The organism is Nocardia sp. NPDC003726, from assembly GCF_053586955.1.
In genome coordinates this window covers 36,108-53,974 of sequence record NZ_JBSFNF010000003.1, presented here as the reverse complement: position 1 = coordinate 53,974, position 17,867 = coordinate 36,108, and the positions used below count along the sequence as shown (strand labels likewise).

At 71.3% G+C, this 17,867-nt stretch carries 13 protein-coding genes; 9 read left to right on the top strand and 4 right to left on the bottom strand.

Annotation, left to right across the window (positions count from 1 at the left end):
• Positions 1 to 43: 43 nt before the first annotated feature.
• The 3 genes from ACWDMM_RS04990 (at position 44) to ACWDMM_RS04980 (ending at position 5,596) form a co-directional block, all read left to right on the top strand.
• Positions 44 to 3,229 (top strand): acetyl-CoA carboxylase family protein, encoded by a 3,186-nt coding sequence (locus ACWDMM_RS04990; RefSeq protein WP_357103542.1) that lies wholly within the window; start codon positions 44 to 46, stop codon positions 3,227 to 3,229.
• 301 nt (positions 3,230 to 3,530) lie between these two features.
• Positions 3,531 to 5,375 (top strand): acetolactate synthase large subunit, encoded by a 1,845-nt coding sequence (locus ACWDMM_RS04985; protein ID WP_195079234.1) that lies wholly within the window; start codon positions 3,531 to 3,533, stop codon positions 5,373 to 5,375.
• Positions 5,372 to 5,596, top strand: coding sequence for an acetolactate synthase small subunit (locus tag ACWDMM_RS04980; protein ID WP_195079235.1), 225 nt, complete (start codon positions 5,372 to 5,374; stop codon positions 5,594 to 5,596). The genes ACWDMM_RS04985 and ACWDMM_RS04980 overlap by 4 nt, the downstream gene beginning before the upstream one ends.
• A gap of 40 nt (positions 5,597 to 5,636) precedes the next feature.
• Here ACWDMM_RS04980 and ACWDMM_RS04975 read toward each other — a convergent pair whose 3' ends face one another.
• Complete coding sequence (locus ACWDMM_RS04975; protein ID WP_195079236.1) at positions 5,637 to 6,800, bottom strand: serine hydrolase domain-containing protein; 1,164 nt, start codon at positions 6,798 to 6,800, stop codon at positions 5,637 to 5,639.
• Positions 6,801 to 7,147: 347 nt separating this feature from the next.
• Here ACWDMM_RS04975 and ACWDMM_RS04970 point away from each other — a divergent pair, with 347 nt between their 5' ends.
• A complete protein-coding gene (locus ACWDMM_RS04970) occupies positions 7,148 to 8,500 on the top strand; it encodes an aminotransferase class I/II-fold pyridoxal phosphate-dependent enzyme (protein WP_195079237.1) in 1,353 nt (450 codons plus the stop codon).
• On the opposite strand, the gene ACWDMM_RS04965 is transcribed toward ACWDMM_RS04970, so the two are convergent.
• From ACWDMM_RS04965 to ACWDMM_RS04955, 3 genes are read right to left on the bottom strand one after another with little or no spacing between them, the layout of a single operon-like run.
• Positions 8,497 to 9,492 carry an LLM class flavin-dependent oxidoreductase gene (locus ACWDMM_RS04965; RefSeq protein ID WP_195079238.1) on the bottom strand — a complete coding sequence of 332 codons (996 nt, stop codon included), beginning with the start codon at positions 9,490 to 9,492 and terminating at the stop codon, positions 8,497 to 8,499. The two genes, ACWDMM_RS04970 and ACWDMM_RS04965, sit on opposite strands and share 4 nt — an antisense overlap.
• Complete coding sequence (locus ACWDMM_RS04960) at positions 9,489 to 10,793, bottom strand: NtaA/DmoA family FMN-dependent monooxygenase (protein ID WP_195079239.1); 1,305 nt, start codon at positions 10,791 to 10,793, stop codon at positions 9,489 to 9,491. Before ACWDMM_RS04960 ends, ACWDMM_RS04965 begins: the two co-directional genes overlap by 4 nt.
• Before the next feature lie 14 nt (positions 10,794 to 10,807).
• Positions 10,808 to 11,650: a sulfurtransferase gene (locus ACWDMM_RS04955; RefSeq protein ID WP_195079240.1), complete on the bottom strand. Its 843-nt coding sequence runs from the start codon at positions 11,648 to 11,650 to the stop codon at positions 10,808 to 10,810.
• Between the two features lie 173 nt (positions 11,651 to 11,823).
• On the opposite strand from ACWDMM_RS04955, the gene ACWDMM_RS04950 reads away from it, so the two are divergent.
• Genes ACWDMM_RS04950 through ACWDMM_RS04930 form a run of 5 tightly spaced genes read left to right on the top strand, consistent with a single transcriptional unit; the run spans position 11,824 to position 17,828 of the window.
• The gene (locus tag ACWDMM_RS04950) at positions 11,824 to 12,720 is read left to right on the top strand and encodes a sulfurtransferase (RefSeq protein WP_195079241.1); all 897 of its coding nucleotides are present in this window, start codon (positions 11,824 to 11,826) and stop codon (positions 12,718 to 12,720) included.
• A 6-nt stretch (positions 12,721 to 12,726) separates the two neighbouring features.
• Positions 12,727 to 13,674 (top strand): ABC transporter permease, encoded by a 948-nt coding sequence (locus ACWDMM_RS04945; RefSeq protein WP_449936052.1) that lies wholly within the window; start codon positions 12,727 to 12,729, stop codon positions 13,672 to 13,674.
• Positions 13,671 to 14,522 (top strand): ABC transporter permease, encoded by an 852-nt coding sequence (locus tag ACWDMM_RS04940; protein WP_357103023.1) that lies wholly within the window; start codon positions 13,671 to 13,673, stop codon positions 14,520 to 14,522. Before ACWDMM_RS04945 ends, ACWDMM_RS04940 begins: the two co-directional genes overlap by 4 nt.
• Positions 14,519 to 16,132: an ABC transporter ATP-binding protein gene (locus ACWDMM_RS04935; protein ID WP_357103020.1), complete on the top strand. Its 1,614-nt coding sequence runs from the start codon at positions 14,519 to 14,521 to the stop codon at positions 16,130 to 16,132. Before ACWDMM_RS04940 ends, ACWDMM_RS04935 begins: the two co-directional genes overlap by 4 nt.
• Positions 16,125 to 17,828 (top strand): ABC transporter substrate-binding protein, encoded by a 1,704-nt coding sequence (locus ACWDMM_RS04930; protein WP_357205634.1) that lies wholly within the window; start codon positions 16,125 to 16,127, stop codon positions 17,826 to 17,828. The genes ACWDMM_RS04935 and ACWDMM_RS04930 overlap by 8 nt, the downstream gene beginning before the upstream one ends.
• Positions 17,829 to 17,867: the final 39 nt, after the last annotated feature.

The following is a 17,867-nucleotide window of genomic DNA, read 5'->3' as shown; positions in this document are numbered from 1 at the left end:
GCCTATATTGACGTTGACGTCAATGTCAACGAGACTGTGCGGCATGCAGGTCGTCGTGGCGAACAGGGGAGAAGTGGCGGTGCGGGTATTGCGCACCGCCCGGGAACTGGGTTGGCGGACCCTCGCGGTGCACACCGCGGAGGAACGGGACGCGCTGCACGTCCGCCTGGCCGACGACGCGGTGACGCTGCCGGGCGTCGGAGCCGCCGCCTACCTCGACGTCGCGGCCGTCGTCGCGGCGGCGCGAAAGGCGGGCCCCGGCGCGCTGGTGCATCCCGGCTACGGATTCCTCAGCGAGAGCGCGGAATTCGCGCGGGCGTGCGCGGCGGCCGAACTCGTGTTCGTCGGTCCGTCGCCGGCGGCGCTGGAGATCTTCGGCGACAAGACCGCGGCGCGTGCGGCGGCCGAGCGCGCGGGTGTCCCGGTGATCCCGGCGACCCGCCGCGGCGCGGACATCGCCGAAGCGGAGGCCCTGCTCGCCGCGCATCCCGACGGTGTGATGGTGAAGGCCGCCGCGGGCGGTGGCGGGCGGGGCATGCGGGCGGTGCGCGAGGCGAGCCGTCTGCCGGAGGTGTTCGAACGCTGCCGCGCCGAGGCGCTGGCCGGATTCGGCGACGACGCGGTCTACGCGGAGGCGCTGATCACCGGAGCACGCCACATCGAGGTCCAGATCGTCACCGACGGCGCGGTGGCGGCGGCCGTCGGCGATCGCGATTGCAGCGTGCAGCGCAGGCAGCAGAAGCTGCTCGAGGTCGCGCCTGCACCGGACTTGCCCGCGGGGTTGCGCGAGCGGTTGCATCGCTGGGCGACCCGGCTGGCCGAATCCGTCGGCTGCCGGGGCGTGCTCACCGTCGAGTTCCTGGCCCGCGGCGACGAGGCCTGGTTCCTCGAGGTCAACCCGCGGCTGCAGGTCGAGCACACCGTCACCGAAGCCGTCCTCGGCATCGATCTGGTCGCGGTGCAATGCGACCTCGCCCACGGCGCCACGCTGGCCGATCTCGCCCTGCCCGATCCCGGTGCCGCGCGCGGCTACGCGGTGCAGGCGCGGCTGAACGCCGAAACCGTCACCGCGGGCGGCGACGTGCTGCCCGGCACCGGCACGCTGACCCGGTTCGCGCCGCCGACCGGCGCCGGCGTGCGGGTCGACACCGCCGCGTTCACCGGGATGCGGCAGGACGCGCGCTTCGACTCCCTGCTGGCGAAGATCATCGCCTCCGGCCCGTCCTATCCGGCTGCGCTGCGCCGGTGCGCCGACGCCCTGGCCGAGACGGTCGTGACCGGGGTGGACACCAATGTCGCCGTGCTGCGCGCGGTGCTGGCGGACCTCTCGGAAGGCCGCGTGGTGCCGACCACGTGGTTCGAGCAGAATGTCGACCAATTGGTCGAGCGCGCAGGCGATTTCGCCGTCACCCTGTCCGCCGTGTCCGGCTGGGAACAGACCGCCCCGGCCGAAGTGACGCTGGCCGACGACGAAGAAGTGGTGCGCTCGCCCATGGGCGGCACGGTGGTCGCTCTCACCGAACCCGGCGCGGTGGTCGCGGCGGGCGGCGAGGTCGCGGTGCTGGAAGCGATGAAGATGCAGCACGTGGTGCGCGCCGAGCGGGACTTGCGGGTGCGCCGTCACGTCGCGGCGGTCGGCGCGGTTGTCGATCCGCACGCGCCGCTGCTGACCTTCGTCCCCGCCGAGCACGACGGCGCGGTGCTGGATTCCACCGCGGTAGACCTGGACTCGGTGCGCGCCGACCTCGCCGAAGTCCACGCTCGCCACGGCGTCGTGCTCGACCGAGCACGGCCGGAGGCGGTCGCCAAACGTCACCGCCTCGGTCGCCGCACCGCAAGGGAGAACATCACCGACCTGGTCGACGCGGACAGCTTCGTGGAGTACGGCGCGCTCGCGGTCGCGGCCCAGCGTCTGCGCCGCAGTCCGGAGGATCTGATCGCGAACACGCCCGCGGACGGGCTGATCGCGGGCGTCGCCACCATCGACGCCGAGCGGTTCGGTCCGGACCGGTCCCGCGCGGTGGTGCTGTCCTACGACTACACGGTGCTCGCGGGCACCCAAGGGATGCGCAACCACGTCAAGACCGACCGCATGCTGGAACTGGCGCGCGAGCAAGGACTTCCGGTGGTGTTCTTCACCGAGGGCGGCGGCGGCCGACCCGGTGACACCGACTATCCCGGCATCTCCGGCCTCGACGTGACCACCTTCCGCGCGATGGGCGCGCTGTCGGGCCGGGTGCCGCTGATCGGCATCGTGTCCGGGCGCTGCTTCGCGGGCAACGCGGCGCTGCTCGGGATGTGCGATGTCGTGATCGCCACGCCCGACGCGAATATCGGCATGGGCGGTCCGGCCATGATCGAGGGCGGCGGCCTGGGCGTCTACGCCCCCGAGGACATCGGCCCGATCGACGTGCAGCGCCGCAACGGCGTCGTGCACATCGTCGCCGCGGACGAGGCGGAGGCGGTCGCCACCGCGCGGCGCTATCTCGCCTACTTCCGGGGCGACATCGCGGAGTGGACCGCGCCGGACCCGCGCCTGGCCCGGCATGTGGTCCCCGAGAACCGCCTGCGCGCGTTCGACATTCGCGCCGCCATCGAAGCCGTCGCCGATGTCGGCTCGGTGCTGGAGTTGCGCCGCGACTGGGCGGGCGGGATCGTCACCGCGCTGATCCGCGTGGAGGGGAGGCCGTTCGGCTTGATCGCCAACGACTGCCACCACCACGGCGGCGCGATCGATGCTCCGGCCGCGGACAAGCTCAGCATGTTCCTGCGACTGTGCGACGCGCACGGCTTGCCGATCGTGTCCTTCTGCGACACACCGGGTTTCATGGTGGGGCCGGAGGCGGAGAAGGACGCCACGGTGACGAAGTTCAGCCGCCTGTTCATCGACTCCGCCGCGCTCTCGGTGCCGCTGGGCACCGTCATCGTGCGCAAGGGCTACGGTCTGGGCGCTCAGGCCATGGCGGCGGGCTCGTTCCGCGCGCCCCGGTTCGTCGTCGCCTGGCCGACCGGGGAGATCGGCGGCATGGGCTTGGAGGGCGCGGTCCGCCTCGGGTTCGCCAAAGAACTGGCCGCCATCGAGAATCCGGACGAGCGGCAACAAGCGTTCGACAACCTGGTCCAGCTCGCCTACGCCAACGGCAAGGCGCTGACCGCCGCCACCGTCCTGGAAGTCGACGACGTCATCGACCCGGCCGACACCCGCCGCTGGATCCGCACCCTGCGCTGACCCCGCCGTTCGGCACGGACCGGGGATCCGGCGCGACCCGCTACGCCCGCCGGGTTAAGATCGTCATCCGCACGCGCGCCCCATCAGGCGTCGTGCCAGGACGGTCCGTCCTCACCACGGGATCGCGGACCGGCGAGCCGGGCAACGCCCGCGACGCACCCACGGCAGAGAGACCTGCCGCGACCAGCCGGTGTGTCGCTCCTGGCGCGGCCGCTTCCTCGATCACCGGCGTCAGCCTGCGCGAAATACGTACTGCCGCAGCGGTATCCGCGCGCCTCGACGCACCAGAACGGAGTTTCCCGTGAGCTCATCCCTCGCGCGGCCGACCGCGCCGCGCCCGCAGCATCCCGAACCGGCGTTCCCGCCCGCGACCACGGAGCGCATGACCGGCGCGCAGGCCGTGGTCCGCGCGCTCGAGGAACTCGGCGTCGAAGTGGTGTTCGGCATCCCGGGCGGAGCGATTCTCCCGGTCTACGACCCGCTGCTGGATTCGCGTCGGATCCGGCACGTCCTGGTCCGCCACGAGCAAGGCGCCGGGCACGCCGCCACCGGCTACGCCCAGGCCACCGGCAGAGTCGGCGTGTGCATGGCGACCTCGGGACCGGGCGCGACCAACCTGGTCACCCCGCTCGCCGACGCCCAGGCCGACTCGGTGCCGGTGGTCGCCATCACCGGTCAGGTGGGCACGCCGGTGATGGGCACCGACGCCTTCCAGGAGGCCGACATCACCGGCATCACGATGCCGATCACGAAGCACAACGCGCTCGTCACCCGCGGCGCCGACATTCCGAGAGTCCTGGCGGAGGCGTTCCATCTGGCCGCGACGGGACGACCCGGCGCGGTGCTGGTCGACATCCCGAAAGACGTGCTGCGCGCGCAGACGATCTTCCAGTGGCCGCCCCGGTTGCGCCTGCCCGGCTACCGGCCGGTGACGACGCCGAATCCACGGCAGATCACCGCCGCGGCGCGCCTGATCACCGCGGCGCGGACACCGGTGCTCTACGTCGGCGGCGGAGTGATCAAATCCGGGGCGGCCGGGGCGCTGCGCGCGTTCGCCGAACTCACCGGGATGCCGGTGGTGACAACGCTGATGGCGCGCGGCGCGTTTCCCGACAGTCACCCGCAGCATCTGGGCATGCCGGGCATGCACGGCACCGTGACGGCGGTGGCCGCGCTGCAGAAGGCGGACCTGCTGATCGCGCTCGGCGCGCGCTTCGACGATCGCGTCACCGGCGATCCGCGCACGTTCGCGCCCGGCGCCGCGGTGATCCACGCCGACATCGATCCGGCCGAGATCGGCAAGAACCGGCGCGCGGATGTGCCCATCGTCGGCGACTGCCGCGAGGTGCTGGAACAGTTGCTCGCCGCGGTCGCCGCGCAGCCGCTGCCGGATCTGTCGTCGTGGTGGGCGCGGCTGGAACGTCTGCGCACCGACTACCCGCTCGGCTACCAGTGGCCCGCGGACGGCTCGCTGGCACCGCAATTCGTGATCCGGGAGATCGGCCGTGCGGCGGGGCCCGACGCGATCTTCTGCGCGGGCGTCGGCCAGCATCAGATGTGGGCGGCGCAGTTCATCGACTACGAAAAGCCCCGCAGCTGGCTCAATTCCGGCGGTCAAGGCACGATGGGGTACGCCGTGCCCGCGGCGATCGGCGCGAAGCTCGGCGCGCCGCACGCGGAGGTGTGGGCGATCGATGGCGACGGTTGTTTCCAGATGACCAACCGGGAGTTGGCGACCGCCGCGGTGGAAGGCATCCCGATCAAGGTCGCGGTGATCGACAACGGGCACCTGGGCATGATCCGGCAGTGGCAGAACCTTTTCTACGACCAGCGGTACTCGCAGAGCGATCTGCGCACGCACTCCCGGCGCGTCCCGGATTTCGCGGCGCTGGCCGAGGCGCTGGGCTGTGTGGGCCTGCGCTGCGAGCGGAAGGAGGATGTCGCGGGGGTGATCGCGGCCGCTCGCGCGGTGCGGGACCGTCCGGTGGTCGTGGACTTCGTCGTGGGCGCCGACGCGCAGGTGTGGCCGATGATCGCGGCCGGGGCGGGCAACGACCTGATCATGGCGGCCAGGGACCTGCGGCCGTTGTTCGACGACGCGGACGAGCCGCCCGCCTCGGGCAGCCTTGCGCAGGACGGCCGATGAGGACGCTCGACCTGCTCGTCGACGATGCCTCCGGCGCCTTGGTTCGACTGGCCCTGGTGGCGCGCCGATTCGGCGGCGCCGTACGCGAATTGACCGTGACCGCGGACCCGGCGACCGGCACGGCGCGGATGCGCGTGGTGCTCGGCGGCGACGACGCGACGACCACGCGGATCGCCGACCGCGTCGCCGGATTCGTCGGCGTGCGGGTGATCGAGCGTTGAGCGCTCGCCCCTGCGCGAACGCGCCTGCCGCCCTGATCTGTCAGCGCGCGTCGTCGAGCGCGTCGACCAGGCTTCGGGCGCGCAGGTCGAGCGCGCCTTCGACGATGTGGTTGGTGACGTAGGCGAAGGCGAGACGGCGTTCGGGATCGGCGAACGCCAGACTGCCGCCGCGGCCGGGATGGCCGAACGAGGAACGCCCGCCGAGCGGCATTTGCGCGGTGGGCAGCATGTACCCCGAGGCATACCGGCCGGGCAGCATCAGCACGTGGTCGGTGCCCGCGACCTGCTCCCGGGTGGCCGCGGCGAGGGTGTCGGCGGTGAGCAGGCGCGTGCCGTCGACCTCACCGACGAGCGCCGCGTACAGCCGGGCCAGGCCGCGGGCGGTGCCGATGCCGTTGCTCGCGGGCAGCTCCGCGGCTTGGACGGCAGGCGAATCGAAGTCGATGTCCGCCGGGTCGGTGATCTGGAAGGCCCGATTGACCAGCGCCGAGGGATCACGCATCGCCGTGAGCAGTGGACGCAGCGGCTCGGGAACGGCTTCCTCGGGCACCGCGGTCAAGTCGGGTGCGGGCGCGAACACCAAGCGGCTGACTCTTGCCCGCTCGGAGGCAGGCAGGCCGATGAAGAAATCGATGCCGAGCGGACCCGCGATCTCCTCGGCGAGAAACCGGCCGGGCGTGCGACCGGAGACACGCCGGATCACTTCGCCGACCAGCCAGCCGTAGGTCCGGCCGTGATACCCGAACGCGGTGCCCGGGCGCCAATTCGGCGCCTGCGCGGCCAACGCGTCGACCATCGGCTGCCAAGCCAATGCCTCGCTCAGCGCGACCGGTTCGTCCAGCGCCGCCACGCCCGCCCGGTGGGTCAGCAGCCAGCGCACCGGGATGTCGGCCTTGCCCGCCGCCGCGAACTCCGGCCAGTACTGCGCCACCGGAGCGTCGAGGTCGAGTTCTCCCCGTTGCGCCAGCAGGTGCGCGATGGTGGCGACGACGCCTTTCGTCGCCGAGTAGACCAGCTGCAGCGTGTCGCGCTGCCACCCTCGCCCGGTGCCGGGATCGGCCGTCCCGCCCCACAGATCGACCACCGGCCGGCCGTCCCGGTACACGCAGACCGCGGCGCCGATGTCACCGTGCTCGGTGAAATTCGCCGCGAACGCCTCGCGCACGGCCTGGTAGCCCGCGTCGGCCGTTCCCTCGATGATCATGCCGGCCAGCTTGTCACGCCGCGTCCGGGCGGGCATCCGGTCCGGTGACCACCATCGAGAAGTCTTCCGCCGCGAGATCGCGCATTCCGCGGTTGGGCATTCGGTGCGGCCGGACGGGTCGGAACAGATGCGCTGGCGACCGTGGATTCCCGATCACGGAACCGCTGAGCGCCTGGTAGTCCTGGTCGACAGCGATGCCCCGATCACGGCGGCCCGCCGTCGGCTGATCCGGTGGTCGCTCCGAGGTCGCTGGCGGGCTGGAAACATATATCCGGAAACCGGGAACAAACTGGTTCTCCGGATACATATATCCTCCGTACGGATGGCCGACGACGAGTGGAGTGTCAGTGACGGAGCTGGATTCTGCACTGCTGGTGCGGGCGTTGCAGGCCGATGATTCGCACACCCCCGAGTCGGTCCGCGCGGTGACGGCCCGGTTGATCCGGGACGGCGCGCTCACCGCGGGCGCGCGCTTGCCGACCATTCGCGAGGTCGCCCGGCGCTGCGGGCTGAGTACGCGCACGGTCGTCGCCGCGTGGAGCGCGCTGCGCGAGGAAGGCCTGATCGCGACCAATCGACGCGGTGGCACGGTGGTGGCCGCGCTCGCGGAGGTCCCGGTGGGCCGTGCGCTCGCGGCCCGCGACCTGCTCACCGGAAGTCCGGACTACGCGCTGCAACCCGATCTGGCGCCCGCCATGCTGGCCGGGTTGCACACCGATCAGCTCAACCGGCCCGGTCGTGACTACATCACCGATCGGCTCCGCGCCGCCGTCCTCGACAGCTGGCCGTTCGCGGCCGAGGCCTTCGCCGCGGCGGGCGGCGGTTCGGAGGGGTTGTTCCTCGCGGTGGACGCCGCCGCGCCCGCGGGTTCTCTTGTCGCCGTGGAGGAGCCGGTGATGCCGGGCTTCCTCGACACTCTGGCGGAGGTCGGGTACGAGGTGCTCGGTATCGAATCCGACGAACAGGGCGCGCTGCCCGGGGCGCTGGCGGCGGTGCTGCGACGGCAGCCGTCGGTGGTGGTGCTCCAGCCGGAGGGCGGGTACGCCACGGGTGGCGCGCTGTCGGAGGACCGGGCCACCGAACTGGCCGCGGTGCTCGCCGCGGCGGAGCGGGTGCCGTGGATCGTCGAGGACGATGCGGTGGGGCCGCTGGCCGTGGCCCAGGCGCCCTCGCTCGGCCGCTGGTTCCCGCGCCACAGCGTGCGGGTGCGCAGCTATTGCAAGGCCTACGGCATGGACATCCGGACCTGCGTCATCGGCGGCAGCGCCGAATTGGTCGACCGGGCCATCCGGGCACGGGTCCACGGTATCGCCGCCAACAGCCGGATCCTGCAGAACGCACTGGCGCACCTCATCCTCGACCCCGCGACCGCCGCGCTGATCGACACCGCCCGCGCTCGCTACACCGCCCGCAGGGACGGGCTGCTCGCGGCATTGCGCCAGCGCGGCGTGACCGCCTGTTCCGGGGTGAACAGCCTGGTCGTGTGGGTGGAGGTCGCCGACGAACAGGCGGCGCTGCTCGGGCTGGCCCGGCACGGGATCGTCGTCGGCTCGGGTGCGAAATCGTATGTGACGCCGCAGCGTCCGGGCGTGGTGCGCGTCGCGGTGCCGCAACTACCCGATGCGGAGGCCGGGCTGGCCGAACTCGCGCGCCTGCTCGCCGAGGCCGCCGGTGCCACGCATCGGGAATTCCTCGACTAGCGGACGGGCCGCGGATGCAGCCGCGGTGCTATCTCGGCGCCTACCCGGTGCAGGCATTCCGCGTATCGGGGATGACCGACCGCGAGTGGGATCTGGAACAGCACCTCGGTGGCGGCGGCCAGGCCCTGGTCCTCGCGCAGCTGTTCGACGATCTGCTCGGCGCTTCCGGCCCGGATGCGGTTGTCCGCCAGGAACCGTCGCCGGTCGGCGGTGCCCCGCAGCTGCGGGTAGTAGGCCGGACTCAGCCGGATGTCGGTGTCGAGCAGGTCGAGCGCATCGCGTTCGCTGTCACCGGGCAGCACGGTGACGCTCGACCCGATGCGCGGTGTGCCGCGGCAGGAAGACAGGTAGGCGTCGACGAGTTCGGCGACGTCGCCGCCCGCGCGCGCCTGCGAATTGCCGTGCGGAAGCAGCCCGTCGCCGGCCGCGCCCGCTCGCCGAGCGGTGTCGCTGTTGCCGGTGGACTGCCAGATCCGGGAACGCAAGGTGTCCGGTGGCGGATACAGGGCGATGTCGTCGGTGACGCGCCCGGCGGCCAGGAGACGCTGTAGCGCGGCCAGCCGCTCGGCGTACAGCGCCTCCCGGTCGGTGTCGGGGACACCGAATCCGCTGTAACTGGTGGCGGAGTGGCCGAATCCGAGGCCCTTGCCGACACCGAGCTCGAGCCGTCCGCCGCTGAGCGCGTCGGTGACGACCGCGTCCTCGGCCAGCCGCACCGGATGTTCGAACGGCAGTGCGACCACGCCGGTGCCGAGCCGGATCGTGCTGGTGTGCTGGGCGACCGCGGCGACGAACGGGAACACGGAGGGCAGCGCGGCGTGATGGGCCTCGAAATGCCGGGTCGCGAACCAGACGGCGCCGAAACCGAGCCGTTCGGCGCGCACACCGATGTCGATGGTGTGCCGGTAGACCTCGGCGACGGGCGGGCCGCTGCGCAACTGCACGAACAGCGACGGTGCCGTGAGCACCGCTGGTGACGACGAAGTGATCACAGCCGGTAGTGCCCTCTCAGGGTGGTGGTGTCGTATTCGGTGCGGAAGAGGCCGCGCCCGCGCAGCAGCGGCACGACATGGTCGACGAAATCGGCCAGGCCCCCGGGCAATTCGTCGATCATCACATTGAATCCGTCGACGGCGCCCGCCTCGAACCAGTCGGCGATGAATCCGGCCACCTGTTCCGGGCCGCCGACCACCTTGGCGTGCACACTGCCCGAGGCCAGCAGTCGCGCCGCGCCGCGCGTGTCCGCGCCACTGGAGCGCACGTACTCGAGCAGCACCGCACGCTGTCCGCGCGACCCCGCGTCGGTGTTCTCGTCGGGGATCCGCTCCCATGGCAACGGTGCGTCCAGGTCGAGATCGGCGGGTTCGACGCCGAGCCGATCGGCGAGATTGACCAGTTGGACCTCGTCGGGAATGAGGTCGATGAGCTCGCGCTCACGTCGCCGGGCCGCGGATTCGGAATCGGCGAGCACGACGATCAACCCCGGCAACAGCTTCACACTGTCGGGGGCGCGCCCGGCGTCGACGGCCCTGCGCCGTAGTTCGCTGCGACGCTGTGCCGCCGACCCGGGATCGACGTGCGCGGAGTAGACGGCGTCGGCTGTCCTTGCACCCAGTTCCACGCCGTGGGTGGAGGCGCCCGCCTGGATCAGCACCGGCCTGCCGTGGGTCAGCGGCGGCGCCTTCAACGGCCCGGCCACCTGGAAGAACTTGCCGTCGTGGTCGATCGGCCGCACCGCCGCCGGGTCCAGATAGCGGCCGGTGGCCTTGTCGCCGACGAGCGCGCCCGCGGGCACCGAATCCCACAGCGCGGTCACCACGTCGAGGAACTCGGCGGCGCGGGCGTACCGTTCGGACTTCGGCAGGGCCCGGCCGAGGGAGTAGTTGCGGGCCGCGGCGTCGCCGCCGGTGACGACGTAGTTCCAGCCCACCCGGCCACCGGACACCGCCGACAGCGCGGCGAACGAGCGCGCCAGATTGTAGGGGTCGTTGTAGGACGTCGTGGCGGTGATGATCAGTCCGATGTGGCTGGTGTGCGCGGCCAGCACGGACTGGGCGATGAACGGATCGAGCAGCCGGCTCGGCGCATTCCAGTCCTTGGCCTGGAGGTCCGGTGAGTCGGCCAGGAAAACCGCATCGAGCCGTCCGCGTTCGGCGATGCGTGCCACGTCGAGGTAGTGCTCGATCCCGACGAAATGCGCCGCGGGTTGTTCGGCGCGCCGCCACGGGCTGCCGAGGGTGCCGCCGGGTATCAGGTTGGCGTTGAGGATGACATGTCGGGGTTGGTCGGCCATGGGGGTCTCCGGGGTCAGAGTGACGGGACGGGGGCGTCGCCGCGGACGAGGGGGCGTGCCGGGTCGGCGGTCCACTGCGAGAGCGAGCCGGGATACAGGGCGATCTCGATGCCGAGCGTGGCGAGGACGAAGACCTGCAGGGCCGCGGCCATCGCGCTGCCGCAGTGGGTGGCCGCGGGCGTCGCGGGGCCGAGGCCGAGGCCGTGATAGCGCGCACGCAGGGTGCGTTCGTCGCGCAGCAGTCCGTGTTCGTCGAAGTCGTCGAAGACCGGCGCGCTCACGGCATCGGGGATGTGGCCGGCGAATGGGCCCTCGCCGCGATAGTGGCTGTGCGGGCGGGCATCCAGGAGTATGCCGCGTGCGGGCAGGGTCGCCACGGCGGCGGTGCCGATCACGGGAAGTCCGCCCGGACGCGCGGATGCGGTTCCCGCCGCGACGGTTTCGGCGCCGGAGACGACGGGGCCGCCTGCCGCGCGCCAGGCCAGCAGCCCGCCGTCGAGGAGCCGGACGTCGGTCAGTCCCGCCCAGCGCAGGACCCACCAGGCACGGGCGGCGGGCACCGAGCGGGAGTCGTCGTAGACCACCACGGCGCTGTCGGCGCGGATGCCCCAGCGCCGGAGCGCGGTGGTGAGCGCCGCGGCTTCCGGAAGCGGGCGGGCGCCGGAGCCCGCGGTGGCGGTGCCCGCCAGGTCGGCGTCGACGTCGACGAACCGCGCTCCGGGCAGGTGCCCGCGCCGGAATGCGCCCGGGTCGGGCCCGGTCGCGCCGACGCGGACGTCGAGCAGCACCAGTCGTTCCGGTGGGTCGTCACGCAACTCGCTCGCCGAGATGAGGTGGGCGGCACGGGCACCGGACATCGCGATCCTTTCGACGCGCGGACGACGGGCGGTGCCGAGGATATGTATCCCCACGCGGTGAAAACATAATTCGGGTCTTCGTGACTTTTTGTGTTCACAGTATCGCGGTGCTGCTCATATGTTTTCAGCGCCGAGGTCGACCGACCCGGCACAGATCAGCGGGAGGGGCTGCTGTGGGAGACGTCCTGACGAGCCGAGTCGTCGACGCGGAATGGTTGCGGACCCGTCTCTCGGACCCCGGCGTCGTCGTCATCGAGGTGACCAACACGCCGGGCGCCGAGCCGGACCGCAACGCCATCGCCGGTGCGCGCACCGTGTACTGGAAGGATCTGCTCTGGCACCATTCGCGCCGGGAATTCCCCTCGGCGCAGGTCCTGATCGATCGTCTGCGCGCACTGGGCGCGGGCGCCGAGTCGACGGTGGTCTTCGCGGGCGAGCCGACGCAGTTCGCCGCGTACGCCATCTGGGTGGCCGCGGCCGTCGGGGTCGGTGGTGACCTGCGCTATCTGGACGGCGGCTTGCCCGCGTGGCGCGCGGCCGAAGCCGCCGCGAGCGCCTCTGCCGGACCGATCGAGCGCGCCGCCGATGCGGCCGGGGAGACTGCCGCTGCGCGGGCCGCCGAGACGCCGGAACCGCTGCCTCGGATCGCGCCGTGCCACGAGGACATCGTCGTCGGCCGCGACGAGGTACGCGCGGCCATCGGATCGCCCGTCGTGATCCTGGATCTGCGCTCGCCACAGGAGTATTCGGGACAGCGGGTGTCCCCGCTCACCGAGCCGATCGATCACGGTGCCGAACGCGCGGGCCGGATTCCGGGCGCGCTGAGCTTGCCCGCGCAGGATCTGCTCGACGAGCAAGGACTGCTACGGCCGGTGTCCGAACTCCGGGAGCGGGTGGCGGCGCTCGGCATCGATGATGCCGATCAGATCATCGCCTACTGCAGGCTCTCCCATCGCGCCGCGCTGGGCTGGCTGGTGTTCACCGACCTGCTCGACGATCACCGGGTCCGCGTCTACGACGGATCCTGGACCGAATGGGGCAGCCTGGTCGGCGCGCCCATCGAGGACTGAGCCGCGATGAATCCACACCGGCGCGCAGTGTTCGGCCGCATCGCGGGCGTGGTCCTGTCCGCGGTGGCGATGATGTGGGCCGCGGTCACCCTGGCGTTCCTGGCCGTGCACATCGCCCCCGGCGATCCGGTCACCGCGATCATGGGGGAGTCCAGCGATCCGGCCCTGCGCGCGCGGATCGAACAGGACTGGGGTCTGGATCGCCCGCTGCTCGTGCAGTACGGGCGACATCTCGGACGGCTGCTGCACGGCGACCTCGGCTACTCGTACGTGCGTGGCGAACCCGTGACCGACATCGTGTTCGGCGAACAATTGGGCAGCAGCGCCGAGCTCGCCGGATTCGCCTTGCTCCTCGCGCTCGTCCTCGCGCCACTGCTGGCCGTGCTCACCGCGGGCAGGCGCGATGTGCTGAGCCGGTCGATCACCACGGCCGAGATCGTGGTCGCCTCCGCGCCGCCCTTCTGGACCGGGCTGCTGTTGATCTGGATCTTCGCCTTCACGCTGAAGGTGCTGCCGGTGACCGCGGGCAACGAGTTCCAGCGCCTGATCCTGCCGGCCGTCACCCTGGCCCTGCCCATCGCGGCGGTGCTGGCCCAGGTCATGCGGGAGGGGATCGAGCGCGCGCTCGAGCAGCCGTTCGCGCTGACGGCCCGATCGCGCGGCATCGGCGCTATCCGCCTGCGCCTGCGGCACGGCCTGCGGCACTCCCTGATCCCGGCCGCGACCCTGGCCGGATGGGCCGTGAGCGGATTGCTCACCGGGACCGTCGTCATCGAGGAGGTCTTCGGCCGGTCGGGTGTCGGACGGGCGACGGTCGAGGCCGTCGGCTATGCCGACGTTCCGGTGGTGCTGGGTGTCGCGGTGCTGTCGGCCGCGGTCTATCTGATCGTCACGGTCGTCGTCGACATCGCCTATCTCTGGATCGATCCGCGCCTGCAGGAGGCCTCCGCATGACGACAGCCTTACTGCGGCAACGCTTCACCTTCCCGGTGCCGCACCGTCCCGTCGCCGTCCTGATCGCGGGCGCTGTGCTCGTTCTCGCGGTGGCAGCGGCCCTCGTACCCACCCTGCTGGCCTCCGGCGATCCACTGCAGACCGATCTGGTGGCCGCGCATCGACCGCCGTCGCTGTCGCATCCGTTCGGCACCGATCAACTCGGCCGTGACGTGTTCACCCGTGTCGTGCACGGCGCCCGGTTGTCGCTGTTCATCGGGGTGTCGGCGACGGCGCTCGCGGTGCTGCTCGGTGTGAGCGCCGGACTGGTGGCCGGAATCGGTGGCCGGGTCGTGGACGCCGTCGCCTCGCGGGCCTTCGACCTGCTCGGCGCGTTCCCCGAGGTGCTGCTCGCCCTGGTATTGATCACCTTCACCGGCACCGGAACCGCCAATCTCGTTCCGGCCCTCGGCATCGCCGCGGCGCCGAGATTCGCCAGGGTGATGCGGGCGGAAACCCGAGCGGTGCGCGCGGCCGACCATGTCGCGCAGGCGCGGCTGCTGACCCGGTCACGCGCGCGGATCGTCGTTCGCCACATCCTGCCCAACGCGTTGCGGTCGCTGCCGGTCGTGGTCACCCTCGGCCTCGGGACCAGCATTCTCGGCGCCGCCGCCCTCAGTTTCCTCGGCTTCGGCCCGCAACCCCCCGACCCCGAGTGGGGTTCCATGCTCGCCGAGGCGCACGGCGATCTGCGTATCGCGTGGTGGTCGGTCGCCTTCCCCGGCGCCGCCGTCACGGTCGTGGTCCTGGCCACCACGGTGCTCGGCCGCCACGTGGGACACCGTTTCGAACGAAGGGCACAGCCATGACGCTCACCGCCGCCGCCGTGCCGAGCGCGGACATCGTGACCGAGACCGTGCTGAGCGTACGGAACCTGCGCGTCGGTTTCCCAGGGACCGAGGGCGATGTCGTCGAGGGCGTCGGCTTCGACCTGCGGCGCGGCGAGATCCTCGCCATCGTCGGCGAATCGGGGTCGGGCAAATCGGTGACCACACGCAGCCTTGTCGGCCTCGCGGGGGCGGGCGCCCGGGTGCGCGCCGACCGTTTCGACCTGTTCGGCGCCCCGGCACTCGGGCTGAGCGAACGGCAGTGGCGCCGGATCCGTGGCGCGCGAATCGGATTGGTGTTCCAGGACGCGCTCGTCGCCCTCGATCCGCTGCGCACCATCGCCGACGAGATGGCCGAAGCATTACGCGCCACACCGCGTTCCCTGCGCGCGGCCCGCATCGACGAGCTGCTGGTCTCGGTGGGGATCGCCGATCCCGAGGTGCGCAAGCGGCAGCGGCCGTTCCAGCTGTCGGGTGGTCAGCGCCAGCGCGCGCTGATCGCCTCCGCCCTCGCGGGCGACCCGGACATCCTCATCGCCGACGAACCGACCACGGCGCTGGATGTGACGGTCCAGGCGCAGGTGCTCGAACTGCTGGTCCGGCAGGTGGCGGGCGGACGGTCGATGATCCTGGTCAGCCACGATCTGGCGGTGGTGGCCTCGGTGGCCGATCGCATCCTGGTGATGCAAGCGGGGCGCGTCGTCGAGCAGGGGCTCGCGGCGCAGGTCATCGGTGCTCCGCGGCACGAGTACACCAAGGCACTGCTCGCCGCGGTACCGCGTGGCCGGGCGGGCGCACCGCCGTCCCGGGCGAGCGCACCGATCTTCACCGCGAGCGCGCTGACCAAGTCGTATCGGGTGCGTGGCCGTGCGGTACCGGCGGTCGCCGGCATCGGCTTCGAGGTCGGGGCCGGTGAGGTGCTCGGCGTGGTCGGTGAATCTGGTTCGGGTAAGTCGACGGTGGCGAAGATGGTCACCGGGCTGATCGAACCGGACGGCGGCGAGATGCGTTTCGGCGGAGCGCCGTTGACGCCGCGCACCCACCGTCCCGGCCGGATCGGGCTGGTCGCGCAGGATTCGACCGGCTCCTTCGACCCCCGCTACCGGGTGGGGGAGATCATCGGCGAGAGCGTCGCCCTGCGGGTCGGTCGTCGCGAGCGGCGCGCCGAAGTGCTGGATCTGCTCGACGCGGTGCACCTGCCCGCAGCCAGCATCGATCGCCACCCTCGCGAACTGTCGGGCGGACAGCGTCAGCGCGTCAATATCGCCAGGGCGCTGGGCAGCAGGCCGGAGCTGGTCGTCTGCGACGAGCCGGTGTCGGCCCTGGACATCACGGTGCAGGCCCAGATCCTCGAGCTCATCGCCGAACTCGCGCGCGAGCGCGGGGTCGGCATCCTGTTCATCTCCCACGATCTCGCCGTGGTCCGGCAGATCTGTCACCGCCTCCTCGTCCTGCACGGCGGCGCGATCGTCGAATCCGGTTCCTGCGACGACGTTTTCACGGCGCCGACTTCCCCGTACATCCGTTCCCTGCTCGATTCCGTGCCGCGTCTCACGGTAGCGGACACCACAGAAAGCCCTTCGCGTGCGTAATCGCCTCACTCGACTGTTCACCGCCCTGGCCGTCGGCGTCGCCCTCGCCGCGGGCGCCTGCGCCTCGGACCCGGAACCCGGCAGCGTGAAGGGCGGACCGACCTCGCCCGCGCAACCGGGCGGCACCTTCACCATCGCGTTGCCGTCCTATCCGACACGCGGGCTCAATCCCCATGTCGGCGCGGCCTTCGACGCCTCCCAGGTGCTGCGCAACAGCTACGACAGCCTCATCGCCGAGGACCGCGACGAACAGTTCCACCCGTGGCTCGCCTCCGAGTGGACCGTTTCCCCCGACGGCACGGTGTACGAATTCACGCTGCGCCGGGACGTGACGTTCCACAACGGGGAGAAGTTCGACGCCGCCGCGGTCAAGGCGAACATCGATGTGCTGAGGAATCCGGACACCCCCTCCTGGACGGTGCTCGGCCTGCTGCAGTACTCGAGCGTCAGCGCGGTGGACGTGGTCGACCCCTACAAGGTGCGGATCACGCTGAGCACACCCCGCGCGGACTTCCTGTCCACCCTCGCCGGACTCAGCGGCGCCATCGTGGCTCCCAGCACGCTGAACGTCGACAAGGAGGCCCTCACCAGCGGGGCCGGGCTGGTCGGCTCGGGTCCGTTCATCCTGGACAAGGCGGTGCAGGGGCAGGAACTGAGGTTCCACCGCAATCCCGGCTACCGGTGGGGTCCGGCCACCGCCGCGCATCGGGGCGCCGCGTACGTGGACGATCTCGTCGTCAAGTACATCCCCGAGGCCTCCACCCGCGCGGGCCTGCTGCGCAGCGGCGAGGTCGACGCGATCGGCACGGTGAAGGCCACCGACATCGCCCTGTTCGACGGAATCGACCGATTCCAGTACGAACAGATCGGCTCGTCGGCCGCGCCCACGGTGATCATGCTCAACCTCACCAACGGCCCGACCACGGACGTGCGGGTGCGGCGCGCCATCGCCAGGGGCGTCGACATCGCCGCGGTGGTGGACAGTCTGACCAAGGGTTCCCAGAAGCGCGCCTGGAGCCTCATCTCTCCGGACAGTGCCTACTACGACGCCAAGTACGAGACCGCGAACAAGCCCGATATCGCCGCCGCCCGCGCGTTGCTCGATCAGGCGGGCTGGACCGGCAAGGACGCCGACGGCTACCGCACCGACACGGCGGGACAGCGCCTGACCGTCCGCCTGCTCGCCACGACGCCGACCTACCCGGAGGACGATTTCCTGAAGGCATGGCAGGCCGAGCTGCGCCAGAACCTCGGTATCCGGGTCGAGTTGCAGTTCGTCGAGAACGCCCAGGTCTACGACCTGTTGGCACGCAACCGGTACGAGGCGTTCCCGCGCCAAGTCGGCGGCCTGGACCTGTCGCTGCAGTTCAACCGCGCCTACGGCTCCACCACCCCCGATCTGAAATACGGCCAGATCGACGGCATCACCCTCGGTTCCATCGTCGCGGGCGCCAAACTCGCCGACCCCCAGGTGGACCGGTGGCTCATCGAAGCGACCAAGGCGACCGACCCGCAACAGCGCAAGCGGCTGTTCGACACCATCACCGCGCACCTGCTCGACAACGCCGTCGCGATCCCGCTCTACACCGACCGCAACAGTGTCGCGGCGAGTTCCGCGATCCACAACGTGACCTCGCTGTTCGACCCGCCCCGCAACACCGTCAACGCCTGGGCATACGACATCGCCGTCCGCTGACCAGTCTGCCGCCAACCCATAGTTCCAGGAAGGCTCGAT

Excerpts from the sequence above, each read along its gene's own strand:
- ACWDMM_RS04955 (WP_195079240.1), bottom strand. The coding sequence starts at position 11,650 with ATGTCCGGTGCCCGTGCCGCCCACCTCATCTCGGCGAGCGAGTTGCGT.
- ACWDMM_RS04990 (WP_357103542.1), top strand. The coding sequence starts at position 44 with ATGCAGGTCGTCGTGGCGAACAGGGGAGAAGTGGCGGTGCGGGTATTG.
- ACWDMM_RS04935 (WP_357103020.1), top strand. The coding sequence starts at position 14,519 with ATGACGCTCACCGCCGCCGCCGTGCCGAGCGCGGACATCGTGACCGAG.
- ACWDMM_RS04940 (WP_357103023.1), top strand. The coding sequence starts at position 13,671 with ATGACGACAGCCTTACTGCGGCAACGCTTCACCTTCCCGGTGCCGCAC.
- ACWDMM_RS04975 (WP_195079236.1), bottom strand. The coding sequence starts at position 6,800 with ATGATCATCGAGGGAACGGCCGACGCGGGCTACCAGGCCGTGCGCGAG.
- ACWDMM_RS04945 (WP_449936052.1), top strand. The coding sequence starts at position 12,727 with ATGAATCCACACCGGCGCGCAGTGTTCGGCCGCATCGCGGGCGTGGTC.
- ACWDMM_RS04980 (WP_195079235.1), top strand. The coding sequence starts at position 5,372 with ATGAGGACGCTCGACCTGCTCGTCGACGATGCCTCCGGCGCCTTGGTT.
- ACWDMM_RS04960 (WP_195079239.1), bottom strand. The coding sequence starts at position 10,793 with ATGGCCGACCAACCCCGACATGTCATCCTCAACGCCAACCTGATACCC.